Genomic DNA, 17,308 nt, shown 5'->3' with positions numbered 1-17,308 from the left:
GTAGAAGGCGTAGGGAGTCTCAAATGGGTGGCGAAAAGGAGGGTGTTAAGAAAGTGGTTTTAATTACGTGTTCTGTTTGATCGCCCGAGTCATTTCTTTTTTTCCAGGAGGACCTGGAAGTGTTTCTACTATCATTCCAAGTTCTTCCAGATCCCTTTTGAGTTGTCCTTTAGCAGAGTAGGTTACAAAAATACCCCCAGGATTCATGGCTTCCACTACTTTGGCAAGGATATCTTTTGTCCATAATTCAGGCTGCTTGTTTGGAGCAAAAGCATCATAAAAAACCACATCGATAGGATATAGCTGCGCATCTTCTAAGCTAACCACATCTTTTTTCATATTGAAATATTCCGTGACTACTCCTCCTTCATTCCAAGGTTCTTTATGGATAATTTGAAAAAATGGCTCGTAATGCATAATCGTCTCATCGATCTTGGTATAATTCAATTGGCTATAGATACTTTCTTCAATTGGGAAAGGTTCTATTGTGTGATACAAAATAGAGGTTTTGTTTTGCTCTGCCCATACAAGCGTCAGCCAAGCATTCAATCCTGTACCAAATCCAACTTCAAAGACCCTTATAGGCTGCAAGTTTTGATTATGCATAAACCATGATTCTAAGCCATAAAGCATAAATACATGAACAGATTCTCTGTAAGCTCCATGAAAAGAATGATATGATTCGTTCAATTCTGGTAGAAACAATGAATTTGAGCCATCCTCAGTCGTAATGATTTTTATCTCTCTTTTCATGTCATTTTTTCTCTATAAGTACTGCGCAATAAGCCGATATCCCTTCCTGTCTACCTACAAATCCCAATTTCTCTGTAGTTGTAGCTTTGATGGAAATATCATCTTCATCTATTCCCATTACTTCTGCAAGGCATTTTTTCATCTCAGGAATGTGTGGATTTATTTTTGGAAGTTGAAGGCATATAGTGGAGTCAATATTCCCAATTACATATCCTTTGTCTTTTAGCAGCAGCATGACGTCCTTTAGTAAGATTTTACTATCAATACCTTTGTATTGAGGATCTGTGTCAGAAAAATGAAATCCGATATCCCGCATGTTGGCAGCACCAAGCAATGCATCGCAGATTACATGAATTAGCACATCTGCATCAGAATGGCCTACTGCGCCTTTTTCAAATGGAATCTGTATTCCTCCCAACCAAAAATCATATCCTTCTTTCAATTGGTGAACATCATAGCCGAAGCCTACTCTTATTTTTCCCATTTATTAAATAATATTTTCAAGTGTTTTTCTATATTCTTATAAGCTATTCATTTGCCCCGTCAGGGCAAAAGTGAATCAGACATTTACCATTGCATTGGGTTGAAACCCAATGTTAGTGTCAGTTGCCCTTACAGGGCATATCCTTATTTCTTTGTCAGGAAATGACACCTTCTACCTTCCTCCATCACCCTTTCTCCTTCCTAGTTCCCTCAATAACCTAACAACACATAACCACTTCCCAATATCTTAACTAGAAGCCTTACTTTTATAATACAAGACAGAAGAATTTTCCTCTTTCAAGATTGTATTTGCCCATTTTAATATTTGATCAGAAGGGATTTTCGTTTTCTTTTCGTATTCTAATTGATGATAATCAGGATTGCCAAGGTGGGCATGGTATGCCAAGCTCATGGCTCTGTTCAATAGTTGAATAGATTCATAAGTTTTCATCGCTTCAGCCTGATTTTTAACTTTGACCAAAATGCTATCTGAAATAGAATTCCTTTTGAAATTCTCAATTACTTCGTCCAATGCTTTTTCTGCATCTTCGGCACTTTGTCCCTTTTCCATTTTCCCAGAAAAAACCATAAGTCCTGGATCTACAGTTCCAAGTATATAGCCTCCAACTGATGCAAAGATACTTCCGTTTTTGACAAGACTTTGCTCAAGAGTTGAAGACCTCCCAAAACCAAGAATGTCTGTGATCAAATCAGCTTCCAGATAACCATCGTGTAATCTGCCTGGCATGTGGTACACTTTATATAATGCATCCGTAGGGACATCTGCTTCAATTACCTTAGTTTTCTTATGGATTTGAGGTAACTCTTCTGTGATTGTTTTCTTTGGGATTTGGCCAGAAGGTATAGGGGCAAACCATTTTTCTGAAAGTTGCTTTACTTGCTCAAGTGTGACATTGCCGGCTACCACCATGATGGCATTGTCAGGCCTGTAATGAGTGAAATAGAATTCTTCGACATGTTCCTTCTTGTAATTAACAATATCCTCTATTTCCTTACCTATAGTGGGCCATTGGTATGGATGTCTGTCATATGCCATGTCTCTAATATGGTGAAATACATCTCCATATGGCTGATTGAGATACCGCTGCTTGAATTCTTCTATGACTACCTTTCTCTGGGTTTCGATTGTTTTATCACTCAGGCTCAAATGCAACATTCTGTCAGATTCCAGCCAGAAGGCTGTTTCAATATTTACAGCTGGCAAAGTGATGTAGTAGTTGGTAATATCTGTATTCGTGAAGGCATTGCATGATCCCCCTACTTTCTCAAGTGCACTATCGAATACAGGTACGTGTTTAGAACTACCAAACATCAAGTGCTCAAAATAATGGGCCAATCCTGTTTTTCCTTCAATCTCGTTTCTTGAGCCAACTTTATACAATATATTGACTACGGCGATTTTGGTACTGTGATCCTCGTGGACTAGTACTTGAAGACCATTGTCAAGCGTGAATTGTTGGTAGCTAATCATATTTTTGTTTTGGGCAAAGCTAATAAAATAAAGCTATTTGCCTGAAAATTGTTTGATCAAATCTTTTCCGCTTTGTAGCCGGATTTTTCAAGGGCAGTAAATACATCTAGTGATGAAAAAACTCCTTCGACTGTCAGGATCCTATCAGGATGTGCCAAATCAACTTTCCACGTAGTATTTTCTATTTTTTCCATTTCAGGAGTTATTGCAGCCACGCAGGCTCCGCATTTTACATTGGTCTTAAATTGTTGTGTTTTCATGTCTTTATATTTTTTCCTTATTGTCAAACAGTTTGTTAATATCAGCTTATACAGAGAGGAAATGACAAGCACTTCCTCACCACAGTCGCAAAGAATCCGAAACCTTACGGTGTAAATCACTCGTCATTAGTATCATTCACCAATCAACTATTCAACTAACCACCAATTCCAGTTTTGTGGATCGTTGATCCTTGACTGTTGAATTTTACTTTCTCAACCTCAAGCTATTTGTTACCACCGATACAGATGAAAGGGCCATCGCTGCTCCCGCGATCATTGGATTCAGTAGAAACCCAAACATAGGATACAACAAGCCTGCAGCCACAGGAATTCCGATGATGTTATAAATGAATGCCCAGAATAGATTTTGATGAATTATTTTGATTGATTTTTTTGTCAATTTTAGCGATTTTGGGATGTCATTCAGGTCTGAGTGAACCAAAGTAATCTCTGCAATGTCCATGGCAATGTCGGTGCCATGCCCCATCGCGATACTCAAATCTGCAATACTCAATGCTTCACTGTCATTGATTCCATCGCCAACCATACCTACCTTTTTCCCTTTTGATTGAAGGGTTTTGATGTATTCAGCTTTATCCTGCGGTAGCATTTCTGATTTATAATGCTCAATATCGACACTTTTGGCAATCAACCATGCCGTTTTTTCCTGATCCCCGGTCAGCATATGAACTTCTATGCCCATATGTTTTAAGTTGGTAATCGCTTCCTTTGAAGTCTCCTTCACAAGGTCTCCAATCATGAAAAATCCTATCAGATGATCATTTTTTGATGCAAATACTATTATAAATCCTTCTTCAAGAGCCTTTTCAGCTTTGTTTTTAAGTTCTGTGTTGGAAGTTACTCCTTCTGATTTGATCCATTTTAAGTTTCCTACTCTATAAATATCCCCCTCAATAATTCCTTGCACCCCGTGTCCAGTGATACTTTTGAAACTTTTTATTTCCAGATTTTCTTGAGATAAATAGGCCGCAATAGCATTTGCCAACGGGTGCTCACTCTTTTTTTCAAGAGAAAAAATAGCCTTTCTATCTAATTCAGTACAGTCTTCTGATGTGATAAAATGGGATACTTTTGGTTTTCCTTCTGTAATTGTACCCGTTTTATCGAGAATTATAGTATCTATTTTAATTCCTTTTTCAAGACTTTCGGCATCTTTGATCAATATTCCCATATCAGCGCCTTTGCCTATGGCTGTGATGATTGCGGTTGGTGTTGCCAATCCCAAAGCACAGGGGCAAGCAATGACAAATACTGTTATCATTGCCATAATTCCTCGCAGCCAAGCTTCATCAACACCGCTAAATCCCCAGACTAACATTGTCAAAAGTCCAATAAGAAGAACTACTGGTACAAAAACAGCAGCAACTTTATCAACAAGTTTTTGGACAGGCGCTTTGGAGCCTTGTGCAGCTTTGACACGATCAATTATTTGGGACAATAGGGTGTTTTTACTGATTTTTTCTACTTCAAAAACAAAACTTCCAGCTTGATTTATTGTTCCTGCAAACACTTTTGATTGAATGGATTTCAATACTGGAATGGGTTCACCTGTCAACATATTTTCGTTTACATAAGACTCACCTTCAACGGTTTTTCCATCCAGTGGGATTTTTTGCCCAGGTTTGATCAGTATCAACTCACCAAGTTGTACATCGATAGTTTTTTTGGTTAGCTCCTTACCGTTTTGCAAAACAATAAGATCAGTTGGTTGCAATCCCATTAACTTTTTCAGCGCTTCACCAGTCCCGGCTTTTGCACCTGCTTCTAAGGTTTTTCCCAAAAGAATAAAAAACAAGATCACTGCTGCCGCCTCAAAATATACATGGGGCTCAAGCCCTTTAGCTTCCAAAAATGTAGGAAAAAATGTGTTGAAGCTACTGTACAAATATGCAATTCCAGTACTTATTGCGACTAGAGTATCCATATTCGCACTGAGATTTTTTGTTTGCTTCCATGCATTTTTGAAGAATTGATTCCCAAAAACAAATAGAATAGGGGTCGTGAATACCCACATAATGTAATTTCCATATGGCATATCCATCCAGAACATGCCTATTACAAATACAGGTAAGGCTAAAATCCCCGCAAATATCGTTTTAAGCTTTAGTTTTTTGAAGGCATCTTTAGCTTTTTCTTCTAATTCGGCTTGTTCAATTTCTTCAATTAATAAATCGTAACCTGTGGCTTGGATTTTTTTCTGAAGTTCATTCAATGAAATGGTCTGCTCTTCCCACTCTATCGTAGCGGCATGATTTGCATAATTCACAGAAGCATTTTTCACACCGGGTGAATTCCTTAATGTGTTTTCTACAGAAATAGCGCATGCAGCACAGCTCATGCCCTCTACAGGGATTTCTTTTTTCATTTTATTGAAACTTTAAGTTGAAGCAAAGGTAAAGTTGATGCTTTCGTCAGACTTACATAATTTTTGATATTATTCAATTGTATCTTGATTCTTAGATACCAGAAATATTGGGACATTTTTTAATGTTAATCTTCGAGGATTCAAAAAACCTGGAAGCTTCTAGCATCCATCTCATATCTCCCGTCCACCTGTTCTCTTTTTCATTCGAATTAGACCATTCTTGTAATTGACAAAATTTTGCGAACTTTATGGTTTATCAACAAGTTTATTGATCTTGTATCCGTAATCATCTTATTGAACCCGATATTTCCATGATCAAGTCACAAGTGGACCCCGCCTGTACAGGCCAATTTTCTCAGTTATTTTTAGATTACCTTGACGAAAAACCAGCTTTAGCTGAATTTTACAGTCATTTTCCGAGATTGGAAAATTTTGGAAGGCTCATTGAAGAAAAAAGAATGCCCCGAGAAAACAGGGATGTTTTGGTAACTACACTTCAAAAGCAATATGCTGATTTTTCTCTTAGCGAAGATTTTGAGCAGCAACTGAAGCTCTTGGGAGAGAAAAATACCTTTACAGTTACCACCGGTCATCAGTTGAATTTATTCACCGGCCCACTTTATTTTATCTATAAAATCGTCTCTACGATCAATTTGGCCAAAAAACTAGCAAAACAATATCCTGAAAACAACTTTGTACCTGTGTACTGGATGGCAACTGAGGATCATGATTTTGAAGAGATCAATTACTTTAAGCTTGAAGGAAAAAAATACCAATGGAATACAAATCAAAAAGGAGCAGTTGGTGATTTTTTCTTGGATGATTCATTTAAAGAATTCCTTAAATCAGTTGAGTTTGCACCAGAGTTTTTTGTGGAGGCTTATTCCAAATCCAAGACACTTTCTGAGGCTGTAAGGAAGTATGTTCATCATTTGTTTGGAGAAAAGGGCTTAGTCGTAGTGGATGCGAATGATCCTGCGTTCAAGAAGATTTTTATTCCAGTGATTGAAAAGGATATACTTGACAATATTCCAAATAAAAAAGCTCAAGAGCAGACTGATAAGTTGGAAGCATTAGGTTACAAAAGTCAGATTTTTCCCCGTGAGATTAATTTTTTCTATATGGAAAATGGTCTTAGGGAAAGAATCGAAAAATCCGGAGATTTTTACCATGTTTTAGAGTCCGAGCTGAAGTTCGAGACATCGGAAATCAAAGCTTTGATTCAGTCAAATCCAGAGCGTTTTAGTCCCAATGTGGTGTTGAGGCCGTTGTATCAAGAGATGATATTGCCAAATATTGCATATATCGGTGGTCCTGCAGAAGTGGTATATTGGCTGCAACTCAAAGGAGTCTTTGATTATTTTGGGGTTCAGTTTCCAGCGGTGATGCCTAGAAATTTCGCCTTGATTCTGGATAGTTTGACAGCCCAAAAGCAAGATCAATTGGCATTGAAAGATTCAGAGCTTTTTGTGGACTATATCGCATGGAAGAAAGAGTTTGTAGCGAAACATTCCAGTTTGGATATTTTCTTAAATCAAGAAAAGGAGAAGCTTGAAGAAGTGATAGACAGATCGGCTGTGAAAGCCAAAGAAGTAGATGCTACCCTAGAAAGTGCTTATGCATCTGCCAAAGTCAGGATTTCGAAAATCATGGATCACCTTTCGGGGAAAGTTAGAAAGGCTGAGGAAAAAAGGCTCGAAATCCAAATCAAGAGAATGGACACGATCAGGGATTTTATCTTGCCTGGAGGGAGCCCACAAGAGCGAGTGGAAAATTTTATGAAATTTTACCTCGAGGAAGAAAGCTTTATTGAGATGCTGATAGAGGCATTTGACCCATTGGATTTTTCATTTATGATATTAAAGCCCAAAGATGACAAAAGAGGAAATCAGAAAACTTCATAAATCCAAAAGGCAACAGCTTTCAGAAGATGATTTGGAATTACTTTCTTTTAAGATTGGGGAAAATTTAATACATTATCTAAATAGTCGGGAAGAAATCCAACACATTCATATCTTTCTACCCATTAAGCATCTGAAAGAAGTCAATACTTTTCCGTTTCTTGAAAAGTTGGATAAAAGTGGATATACACTATATACATCAGTACTCAACAGTTCTACGGAATTGATGGAAACAGTAATTTTGCGAGATTTAAGTAAGTTTGAAATTGATAGATATGGTATTCCTGTTCCTTTAAACAGGGAAAAAGTGTCAGAAGAGAATATTCAAGCAGTTTTGATTCCCTTATTGGCTTATGACAAAAATGGCAATCGTCTGGGATATGGGAAAGGATATTACGATAGATTTTTAAATGGTTTGAAATCAGAAGTTTTGAAAATTGGAGCAAGTTTTTTTCCTCCAGAAGACCTGATTCCAACAGAATGGCACGATATTCCCTTAGATATTTGTATCACGCCCACAGAGGTGTTTTTATTCTGACTATTTTATTTATTTAAACAATTAAAATTATTAAAAATGAAAAAGATTCTTTACACTTTGGTGCTATTTGCCTTCATGGCAATCAGAAATGAAACCTTAGCTCAAGGCTATAACACTGGCATAGGTTTGAGAGCTGGTGTAGGAAATGGACTCACAGTAAAGCACTTTATCAGTGATAAGGCTGCTTTGGAAGGTATTCTTCATACAAGATGGAGAGGTCTTTTGGTGACTGGTCTATATGAAATCCATAATGATATCAGCGAAGTAAGAGGTCTGAGTTGGTTTTATGGAGGTGGTGCTCATATTGGGACTTGGAATGCCAACAGAGGAAATCAACCTTGGGGAGACCAAAACAGAAGCTATACAGTAGTAGGTATTGATGGTATCATAGGACTTGATTATAAGTTTGAAGGGGCACCAGTCAACTTGTCTTTGGATTATAAACCAGCCTTCAATCTTACAGGTTACACTGGCTTTTGGGGAGATGAAGTGGCTTTGTCGATTAGATTTACATTCTAAATCATAACAAATAGAAAATAGGTAAAAAATCCATGGGAGTATTTCCATGGATTTTTTCTTGTAAGTATAATTATTGAAACTTTAGATTGGTCATCATCATTTTATGTGTAGCATATCAGAACTATTGATTTTCACAGTTTATTGAGTTTTTTGAGCTGGAAATGGCATATAAATATGTTAATCAGCAATTTGTTGTTTTAAAATTAAAAAAAATCTGAAAAACTATTTTTTATTTTGATTTTGACAGAACAGCTTAAAGTATAAAATATATATAATTACATTTTTGGTTGATGTAATATTTTGTAAAAATATTAATAGTATAATCCTTATTCTGCTTTTATAGTTTTTATATGTTAAGTTTTAATATCTGTTTTCAGCAGAAACATTAAAAATTATACTATTAAAAGTTAAAATAACAAAAATTGTTTAACTTGTTTTAACATTCTGCTTTGATTTAAGTTTGAATAATATAAAATTTACCAATTAATTTAACTAATTACTTTATGAGAAAAGCTTTACTATTAATTATCTCGCTTTTCGTCTTGTCTCTAGATGGAGAGGTCTGGGCGCAACAGCGGCAAGTGACGGGTGTGGTAATATCTGCTGAGGATAATTTACCACTTCCTGGAGTAAACATCCGAATAAAAGGAACAACACGAGGTGCTATAACTGATATTGATGGCAATTATAGTATTCAAGCTGCAGCCAATGAGGTTTTGGTTTATTCATTTGTTGGTTTCATAGCACAAGAAGTGGCAGTTGGTAATAGGTCATCGATTGATGTAACCTTACAATTAGACTCCAAAACGCTAAGCGAAGTTGTAGTGGTAGGTTATGGTAGTGTAGAAAAAAAGGAGTTGACAGGTTCTGTAGGACAGCTTAGTGCATCAGTAATCAGGGATGTTCCAGCGCTAGGTGTAGATCAAGCGCTTCAAGGAAGGATAGCAGGAGTGCAAATCACTCAAAATGCAGGTACTCCAGGAGCAGGTATTTCTGTAAGGATTCGAGGTTCATCTTCTATCTCGGCATCTAATCAACCTCTATTTGTGATCGATGGCGTTCCAATGACAACAGGTGATCCTTCCCAGTTAGGCTTTGGAGGACAATCTTCAAGTGCTTTGGCTGATTTGAATCCGAGTGATATTGAATCTATGGAAGTATTGAAAGATGCTGCAGCTGCTGCAATTTACGGTTCAAGAGCAGCAAATGGTGTTGTTTTGATCACGACAAAAAGAGGTTCAGATCAAAAAACGCAGGTTAATTTGAACGTTTACGGAGGTACCCAAGAGCTTTGGAGAAAACCAAATTTCCTAGATAGAAATGGTTATTTGGGATTGATGAAAGATGCATTTGCAGAAGACTTCTTCGGTGTACCTGCTGAGGATATTACTGATGAGGAAATCTTGGATTTTTATTATGGTGGTATCCCTTATGGTGAAGATGTAAATACGAATTGGGTAAACCAAGTGACAAGATCTGCACCTATTCAAAACTACGAGTTGAGTGTAAGTGGTGGAAACGAAAGGACTAAATATTACCTTTCTGGTAATTATTTTGATCAGCAAGGAACGGTCATTAACTCCAGTTATTCAAGGATGTCAACAAGATTCAATCTTGATCACAAAATCAATGAGAGAATGGACATCTCCTTCAATTCCGGTATCAGTAGGGCGGTCCAAACAAGGATTGTGTCTGATAATACTTTGAATGGACCATTTGCAAATGCTTTGGCAGCATCACCTTTATGGCCAGTTTTTGAAGACAATGGTGCGTACACGAGACCTCAGTTTTTTTACTCAAATCCAGTAGCAGAAGGTACGGAGAATGATGACGAAAATCAGTCAATACGTATTTTCACAAATGCTCTTGCAAAGTATAAATTGATGGAGGGTTTAAACCTTAATGTGAGGGTAGGTGCTGATATCTTGAATTTCTCAGAAAGAAGATATACACCCGATAATTTCCCAGGAAGTTCTTCTGCGGCAGAAGGAGGATCTGGTTCTTTCTCTACTTTCAATCCTATCAAATGGGTAGCTGAAGCATTTGTGGACTATTCAAAAGTGTTTGACGGTGGTCATAGCTTAAATTTTGTAGTAGGTCACAACAGAGAGGAAAACTTGATATCATCTTCATTTGTAAGAGGAATTCAGTTTCCAGGAGATAGATTTAGATATATTGGAGCAGCTGCATTGGTAAATGAAGGTTCCAACAATTTTGTTGGTTGGGGATTAGAGTCATACTTTGGTCGAGTTAATTACAACTACAAGGAAAGGTACTTATTCAGTTCTTCATTTAGGGCAGATGCATCTTCAAGATTTGGTCCTAACAATAGATGGGGATATTTCCCATCGGTTTCAGCAGGCTGGAGAATCAATGAGGAGGCTTTTATGCAAGACTTGGATGTATTCTCAGACTTGAAAATTAGAGGTAGCTTTGGTTTGACAGGTAATCAAGAGATTGGTAACTTTTCTTGGAGAGGCCTAGTAGGATCAGGAAACTATTTGGGTTCACCTTCTATCGTACCTGTTCAGCTGGGTAATCCTGATTTGAAGTGGGAAAACACTGCTCAGACTGATATTGGATTGGATGTTGGGTTATTCAATGGTCGTTTGACTTTGGTAGCTGACTATTATTACAAAAAGACTACTGATTTGCTTTTTGCAAGACCTATTCCTACTCAAAATGGTTATGGCTCTTTCCAATCAAACGTAGGATCTGTAGAGAACAAAGGTTGGGAATTTACTGTGTCCACAGTTAATATCGACAGACCGAATGGATTGAATTGGAGAACAGACCTTAATTTGACTTTCAATAGAAATAAAATTCTTGAACTGTACAATGGTGAAGATGTATTTTATGGGTTTGGAGGTAATTCTATCGTCTTGAGAGAAGGTCAGCCTATAGGTACTTTCTATGGATTTATATCTGACGGAGTTTTTGCTACCCAAGCGGATGTTCCAGAGTCAAGACAGGAATTTGGAATTAGAGCTGGAGATATGAACTATAGAGATATCAACGGAGATGGGATAATTACTGATGATGACTTTACGGTAATAGGAAATGCCCAGCCGAAATTTTTCGGAGGATTTACCAATAGTATCAGTTACAAAGGTTTTGATGCTCAAATATTCATGCAGTTTTCTTATGGAAATGATATTTGGAATGCAGCAGGATCATTCCAAGAAGGTATGTTTGCTAATTTCTTCGATGACAACAACAAAGCGACAGTAGAAGGAAGATGGAGATCAGAGGAGCAGCCTGGAAATGGATCTATGCCAAGAGCTGCTTATGATGTGTCTGCAAATAGAAACAATCAATCAAATACAACAAGATTTATAGAGGATGGATCGTACCTAAGGGTTAAAAACCTTGTGATCGGTTATAGACTTCCTGCGGATGTATTGGAGAGAGTGAAGTTAAGAAGTGTTAGGTTCTATGCACAAGCCCAAAACCTATTGACGTTCACTAACTACTCTGGATTTGACCCTGAAGTAAACTTCTCTGGTACTTCAAATACAACGATTGGTGTAGATTTCTACACTTTCCCACAGCCTAGAACTTATACATTCGGTGTTAACATAGGATTTTGATCAATATGAAAAGATATAATATATATAATTACCTGGTTGTACTCCTTTTATTTATTGGAGTTTCTTGTGATACTTTGGAGCAAGAACCAGTCAATCAGATTGAAGTTGAAGGTGCAATAACCACCAACAGAAACGCGCAATTAGCTTTGGCAGGTATTTATGATGCGATGCAGAGCACCAATTATTATGGACTGAGGTACTTGTATTATCAAGATGCATATACAGACAACCTTGCACATGCAGGCACATTTACCACTGATCAAGAAGTGAGCTCTAGAAGGATAAATCCTTCCAATCTTCAGATCAGAAGTACTTGGCAAACAATGTATTCTGTGATTAGAAATGCAAACTTTGTAATCTTCTCAGCACCAGATATAGAAAATATTTCCGATGCACAGAGATTAGCAATCATTGCAGAGGCGAGGTTTATGAGATCTTATGTGTATTTTGATATGCTTAGAGTATTTGGTGGAGTACCTTTGATTTCAGATTTTATTGCAGATACTGAAAGTCTGGACTTTTCTCCACGAGCATCTGTTCAGGAGGTATATCAATTCATAATTGATGACCTTACTTTTGCAGAGACTAATCTTGGAAACACTGCAAATGCACCATTTAGAGCGAGAAGATTTGCTGCTACAGCGCTACTTGCTCGTGTATATTTGCAGCAAGGTAATAATGCATTAGCAGCGCAAAAAGCCTCAGAAGTTATCAGTTCTGGTACATATGCATTGCAGTCAGCTTACAGTGATATCTTTAGGATCAAAGGTAACAATGAAATGATTTTGGAATTGAACTTCACAAATGTAGATGGAGATCAAAGTCTGTTGGCGATATCTTCTGATCCAGCTACGGGTGGACAGAAGTTTTACCTTAGAACAGACTTCTTTAATCTCTTCCAAGCATCAGGAAATAGTGGCGACTCTAGGTTTGCAGCTTCTGTATTGTCAGCAAGTAGTAGACTGAGAGTAGTAAAGTACTTCAGATCTGCCACCAATGATGATAATGTTCCATTGATCAGACTTGCTGAAATGTACCTTATAAGAGCTGAAGCAAATGCTAGGGCGGCTGGAACTGGCGTATTGACTAATGTACAGATTATTGATGATATCAATATGATTAGAAGCAGAGCTGGTCTTCCAAGTCTTCTTCTCTTGGACTTACCTACCAATGCAGCTGCTTTGACAGAAATCCTTCAGCAAAGAAGGCTTGAGTTCGCATTTGAAGGTCATAGATATACAGACCTGCAGAGATATGGATTGGTTGGAACGTTATTTCCAGCGAATGAACAATTCAGAGTGATTTGGCCAATTCCGTTACAAGAAATTGAGGTAAATCAATTGCTTGAACAGAATCCAGGTTATTAAGTTTTAGATTCAATTAGCAATTTTATTTTAAGCTAATTGAAAGATATATTTCAATTAAAAAGTTGTATATCTAACCTTAATTAAGGGAAAGTTAAAAGGATTTATTTCTTTTAACTTTCCCTTTTTCTTTTGATTCATAAAGTTTTTGAATATAGGCTGTTGTGTATTTGGTAAGTTGATTATATGCATCTTCGCCAGGAGGTTCAATTTCAAGGTTGAATGCTCGCTTATATTCATTATCTAAGAATAACAATTTCACTTGCAGGATCTTATTTCATTCAATATTCGAGCTTAGCTAAATCAGGTTCTTTTAGCGTCACAGGCAAGGTGTCGTATATCCATATTGATTAAATATTTCTACAAAAAATAGTTACGCTTGTGATGGGAATACTAATAATTCTTTATGGCAGATGTATGAAAATATAATATTTTTGGGAATCTTACTTTTTGTGTTTTTCGGTGACATCTGTAGGGGTTTACCTTTGAAAATTAATCTTTTAATTTCATCGCAAAAGAACTAAGTGAAGCTATTTTTTTAAAAGATAAAATTTTATTTTTTGATCAAGTCTAATGCTAATTACATAATTTAAATTTATGTTCTCTACAATTATCTTTTTCTAAAAAATTTTATATATAAATTTCTAAAATTGAAATATATATCTTTTTTTTTGACAAAAGTAAAAAATAATATTTAAGAGATGGACAATATAAAATACCAAAATATGATAAAAAAACGTAAAAAACAGAAAGATAGGTTTTTTATGATACAACAAACCAAATAATTGCCTTAAATAACCTATTAAATAGGTAAAATACCGTTAAAAAATTTATATGCATAATAAATGGTACAGTGTTTCGGATTTATAAGGATTATTTTCAGATAATGATATTAAAAAGGATTATATCATTTTTCAATGTTAATTAACATATAACTAAGCTATAATTAGATTATTTTGATATTTGGTTGAATTCCGTAATATTTACGGTTCAACTAAACTAAAAACCTTATGAGAAAAGCTTTACTCTTTGTAATTGCGCTCTTTACGTTGGCCTTCAGTTTTGAAGTTTCGGCGCAACAGCGACAGATTTCGGGGACGATTATTTCCGGTGAGGACAATGAACCGCTACCAGGGGTCAATGTCATCGTCAAAGGAACTACCCGAGGTGCAATTTCAGATTTGGATGGTAGATATGCTATCCAAGCAGATGCAAATGAAACATTGGTGTTTTCATTTGTAGGTTTTGTTTCCCAAGAATTAGCAGTTGGGAACAACTCAATAATTAATTTGACCCTTGCTCCGGATGCAAAAGTTTTGGGAGAAGTAGTGGTAGTAGGTTATGGTAGTACCACCAAAGGTGATTTGACTGGAAATGTCGCTTCAGTAAAAGGTGAGGCATTAGCCACTATTCCAGTACCAAACTTCCAAGAAGCTCTACAAGGTAGAATGGCCGGTGTATTTGTAGAGTCTTCAAGTGGAAAACTTGGTGAAGGTGTTAAAATTAGAGTCAGAGGTACTACATCTATTTCTGGTGGAAATGATCCATTGTATGTAATTGACGGAATACCAATGACTACGTCCGGTGGTATTGGACTTTATAACCCATTAGCAGATATTAATTTCAATGATATTGAGTCATTTGAAGTTTTGAAAGACGCCTCATCAGCAGCAATCTATGGTGCGCGTGGTGCCAATGGTGTTGTATTGATTACTACTAAATCAGGTGCAAAAGGGAAAACAAAGTTTAATGTAGGAATTCAAAGGGGTATTTCATCTCCTACTAGACTTCGTGAGTTTTTGAATGCACAAGAATTTGTAGAGTTGATGAGAGAAGCTGGTGAAAATGTTGGAGATCTTGCCTTTGTAGAGTCGAGATTGGATAGGTATTCTGGCTGGTCTGATTGGAGAAATGGAGAAACAGATACAGATTGGCAAAAGCAAGCTTTTAACCCAGATGCTGGAACCACAAATGTTAATTTCTCTGCATCAGGTGGTGATGAAAAAACGAGATTCTTCTTTAGCGGTGCATATGATGATCAGACAGGTATCTTGATTCGAAATGATTTTCAAAGAATTTCAGGTAGATTGAATCTTGACCACACTGTTTCTAAAAGATTTACTATTGGAGCTAATTTTGGATTGAGTAGAACCCAAAACAATAGACTTTCCGATGACAATCAGTTCAACAATCCGATACAATTAGTTGCATTAGCGCCAATTACTCCAATTAGGGATCTAAATGGACAATTATATGATAGGCCTACTGCTACTTATTATAATAACCTAATTGATTCGGAAAATGCTGAGTGGTTGAATACTTCTTTTAGAAATATATCTAACATCTTTGGTGAATATAAGTTGACAAACGACCTTAAATTTAGATCAGAATTTGGTGTCGATGTATTCAATCAAAACGAAGAGCAGTTCTTCGGCTCTCAAACTAATTTGGGACTTTCCACAAATGGTTTTGCAAGGTCAAGATGGGTTAGGGTTTTCAACTACAACACGAACAATTATTTTACTTATAATAAAATATTTGCTGAAAAACATAATTTTGAGGCAGTTGCAGGGATGTCTTTCCAAAAATCTGATAGGTACTTCACTTTTGTAGAAGGGCAGGAGTTTCCACTCGATCAGTTGAGGACTTTGGCATCAGCAGCTGAGATTACAGGTGGTGAGTCTTCCATTACCAACTTCACTTTCTTGTCCTATTTTTCAAGAATAAATTATAAATATGCAAATAAATATCTTGCTACATTAAGTGCTAGGATAGACGGATCTTCAAGATTTGGAGAAAATAGTAGATACGGTTTCTTCCCAGCAGCTTCTTTGGGATGGATTGTTTCTGAAGAAGGCTTCCTCAAAGGAAACGATAAACTAAGCTTATTGAAAGTAAGAGGTTCTTATGGTCTTACAGGAAATGCGGAAATAGGCAATTTCGATCACCTTGGCCTATTTGGTACTTCTTCCTACGCTTTGATTCCAGGTTTGAGACCAACTCAAATCCCTAATCCTAACTTAACTTGGGAGAAAACAGCCCAATTGAATTTTGGGGTTGAATTTGCATTGTTCAATGACAGAATTACGGGTGAGTTAGATTATTATAACAAAAACACAACAGACTTGCTACTGAACGTTCCGGTTCCAGCAACTACTGGTTTCAATGTGCAGAGACAGAATATCGGACGAATGGTAAACTATGGTTTCGAAATTGTCCTAAATTCAGTCAATGTTTCCAAGCAGAATTTCTCTTGGAATACATCGGTGAATTTTGCAAGAAATATTAACGAGGTTAAAGAATTAGCGCCTGGACAAACTTCTATACCATCATCGTCATCAAGATTTTTGAATGCGGTTTTTGTGGGTCAACCAATCGGTGTATTCTATGGGCCTGCTTATGCAGGAGTAGATCCTCAAAATGGTGATGCATTATATTATACAAATGCTGATAGGACAGAAACTACAAGCAGTTTTAATGATGCAGAAAGGACTTTTGTTGGAGACCCTAATCCAAAGTTCTTTGGTGGTATTACAAATAACATCAAGTTCAAAAACTTTGACTTGAGTATTTTATTCCAGGGTGTCTTTGGAAATGACATTTACGACGGTGGTGGAGGGTTCTTCGCAGCCAATGGAGATTGGTTTGACAATTCTACAAGAGACCAAATGGGAAGATGGCAAAATCCTGGAGACCTTACAAATATACCTCAGGCTAGGTTAGGAGAATGTAATGGTTGTAATGCTTCAAGTAGGTATTTGTCAGATGGAAGTTATTTAAGATTAAGGACTTTGACTCTTGGGTATAGTATCCCATCAGATCAGTTGACTAAGTTTAAGTTGAGTTCAGCTAGAATTTTCTTCACTGGACAAAACTTGTTGACTTTCACAAACTACAGAGGATGGGATCCAGAGGTAAGCACAGATGGTTTGAGTGGTAATATTTTCCAAGGGAATGATTTTTACTCTGCTCCACAGGCTAAAACCTTCTCTCTCGGTATTAATGTAGGATTTTAACTAAGA

General features: G+C 36.8%; 12 protein-coding genes. 6 read left to right on the top strand and 6 right to left on the bottom strand.

Going from position 1 to position 17,308, the window contains the following annotated elements:
• Positions 1 to 63 precede the first annotated feature (63 nt).
• The 5 genes from mnmC2 to MM213_RS08410 all read right to left on the bottom strand — a co-directional run bounded on the left by mnmC2 (position 64) and on the right by MM213_RS08410 (position 5,374).
• A complete protein-coding gene (gene mnmC2 / locus MM213_RS08430) occupies positions 64 to 753 on the bottom strand; it encodes a tRNA (5-methylaminomethyl-2-thiouridine)(34)-methyltransferase MnmC2 (protein ID WP_241411321.1) in 690 nt (229 codons plus the stop codon).
• Between the two features lies 1 nt (position 754).
• Positions 755 to 1,237 (bottom strand): 2-C-methyl-D-erythritol 2,4-cyclodiphosphate synthase, encoded by a 483-nt coding sequence (gene ispF / locus MM213_RS08425; protein WP_241411319.1) that lies wholly within the window; start codon positions 1,235 to 1,237, stop codon positions 755 to 757.
• 246 nt (positions 1,238 to 1,483) lie between these two features.
• Complete coding sequence (locus MM213_RS08420) at positions 1,484 to 2,728, bottom strand: M16 family metallopeptidase (protein ID WP_241411317.1); 1,245 nt, start codon at positions 2,726 to 2,728, stop codon at positions 1,484 to 1,486.
• A 56-nt stretch (positions 2,729 to 2,784) separates the two neighbouring features.
• The gene (locus tag MM213_RS08415) at positions 2,785 to 2,988 is read right to left on the bottom strand and encodes a heavy-metal-associated domain-containing protein (protein WP_241411315.1); all 204 of its coding nucleotides are present in this window, start codon (positions 2,986 to 2,988) and stop codon (positions 2,785 to 2,787) included.
• Positions 2,989 to 3,193: 205 nt separating this feature from the next.
• On the bottom strand, positions 3,194 to 5,374 hold the full coding sequence (locus tag MM213_RS08410) for a heavy metal translocating P-type ATPase (RefSeq protein ID WP_241411313.1): 2,181 nt from the start codon (positions 5,372 to 5,374) through the stop codon (positions 3,194 to 3,196).
• Between the two features lie 311 nt (positions 5,375 to 5,685).
• On the opposite strand from MM213_RS08410, the gene bshC reads away from it, so the two are divergent.
• The 5 genes from bshC to MM213_RS08385 all read left to right on the top strand — a co-directional run bounded on the left by bshC (position 5,686) and on the right by MM213_RS08385 (position 13,289).
• Positions 5,686 to 7,278 carry a bacillithiol biosynthesis cysteine-adding enzyme BshC gene (bshC, locus tag MM213_RS08405; RefSeq protein ID WP_241411311.1) on the top strand — a complete coding sequence of 531 codons (1,593 nt, stop codon included), beginning with the start codon at positions 5,686 to 5,688 and terminating at the stop codon, positions 7,276 to 7,278.
• Positions 7,247 to 7,813, top strand: coding sequence for a 5-formyltetrahydrofolate cyclo-ligase (locus tag MM213_RS08400; RefSeq protein ID WP_241411309.1), 567 nt, complete (start codon positions 7,247 to 7,249; stop codon positions 7,811 to 7,813). Before bshC ends, MM213_RS08400 begins: the two co-directional genes overlap by 32 nt.
• 36 nt (positions 7,814 to 7,849) lie before the next feature.
• A complete protein-coding gene (locus MM213_RS08395; RefSeq protein WP_241411307.1) occupies positions 7,850 to 8,332 on the top strand; it encodes a hypothetical protein in 483 nt (160 codons plus the stop codon).
• 503 nt (positions 8,333 to 8,835) lie between these two features.
• Complete coding sequence (locus MM213_RS08390) at positions 8,836 to 11,922, top strand: SusC/RagA family TonB-linked outer membrane protein (protein ID WP_241411305.1); 3,087 nt, start codon at positions 8,836 to 8,838, stop codon at positions 11,920 to 11,922.
• Positions 11,923 to 11,927: 5 nt separating this feature from the next.
• Positions 11,928 to 13,289 carry a RagB/SusD family nutrient uptake outer membrane protein gene (locus tag MM213_RS08385; RefSeq protein WP_241411303.1) on the top strand — a complete coding sequence of 454 codons (1,362 nt, stop codon included), beginning with the start codon at positions 11,928 to 11,930 and terminating at the stop codon, positions 13,287 to 13,289.
• Between the two features lie 91 nt (positions 13,290 to 13,380).
• On the opposite strand, the gene MM213_RS08380 is transcribed toward MM213_RS08385, so the two are convergent.
• Positions 13,381 to 13,548, bottom strand: coding sequence for a hypothetical protein (locus MM213_RS08380; RefSeq protein ID WP_241411301.1), 168 nt, complete (start codon positions 13,546 to 13,548; stop codon positions 13,381 to 13,383).
• Between the two features lie 748 nt (positions 13,549 to 14,296).
• Here MM213_RS08380 and MM213_RS08375 point away from each other — a divergent pair.
• Positions 14,297 to 17,302, top strand: coding sequence for a SusC/RagA family TonB-linked outer membrane protein (locus tag MM213_RS08375; RefSeq protein ID WP_241411299.1), 3,006 nt, complete (start codon positions 14,297 to 14,299; stop codon positions 17,300 to 17,302).
• Positions 17,303 to 17,308 lie beyond the last annotated feature (6 nt).

This window comes from Belliella alkalica (assembly GCF_022549785.1).
Classification (GTDB): domain Bacteria; phylum Bacteroidota; class Bacteroidia; order Cytophagales; family Cyclobacteriaceae; genus Belliella; species Belliella alkalica.
The sequence above is the reverse complement of the archived record's forward strand: the minus strand, read 5'-3'. Positions and strand labels throughout refer to the sequence as shown.

Coding starts and splice junctions, on each gene's coding strand:
- MM213_RS08390 (WP_241411305.1), top strand. CDS start 8,836: ATGAGAAAAGCTTTACTATTAATTATCTCGCTTTTCGTCTTGTCTCTA.
- mnmC2 (WP_241411321.1), bottom strand. CDS start 753: ATGAAAAGAGAGATAAAAATCATTACGACTGAGGATGGCTCAAATTCA.
- ispF (WP_241411319.1), bottom strand. CDS start 1,237: ATGGGAAAAATAAGAGTAGGCTTCGGCTATGATGTTCACCAATTGAAA.
- bshC (WP_241411311.1), top strand. CDS start 5,686: ATGATCAAGTCACAAGTGGACCCCGCCTGTACAGGCCAATTTTCTCAG.
- MM213_RS08420 (WP_241411317.1), bottom strand. CDS start 2,728: ATGATTAGCTACCAACAATTCACGCTTGACAATGGTCTTCAAGTACTA.
- MM213_RS08415 (WP_241411315.1), bottom strand. CDS start 2,988: ATGAAAACACAACAATTTAAGACCAATGTAAAATGCGGAGCCTGCGTG.
- MM213_RS08395 (WP_241411307.1), top strand. CDS start 7,850: ATGAAAAAGATTCTTTACACTTTGGTGCTATTTGCCTTCATGGCAATC.
- MM213_RS08400 (WP_241411309.1), top strand. CDS start 7,247: ATGACAAAAGAGGAAATCAGAAAACTTCATAAATCCAAAAGGCAACAG.
- MM213_RS08375 (WP_241411299.1), top strand. CDS start 14,297: ATGAGAAAAGCTTTACTCTTTGTAATTGCGCTCTTTACGTTGGCCTTC.
- MM213_RS08410 (WP_241411313.1), bottom strand. CDS start 5,374: ATGAAAAAAGAAATCCCTGTAGAGGGCATGAGCTGTGCTGCATGCGCT.
- MM213_RS08385 (WP_241411303.1), top strand. CDS start 11,928: ATGAAAAGATATAATATATATAATTACCTGGTTGTACTCCTTTTATTT.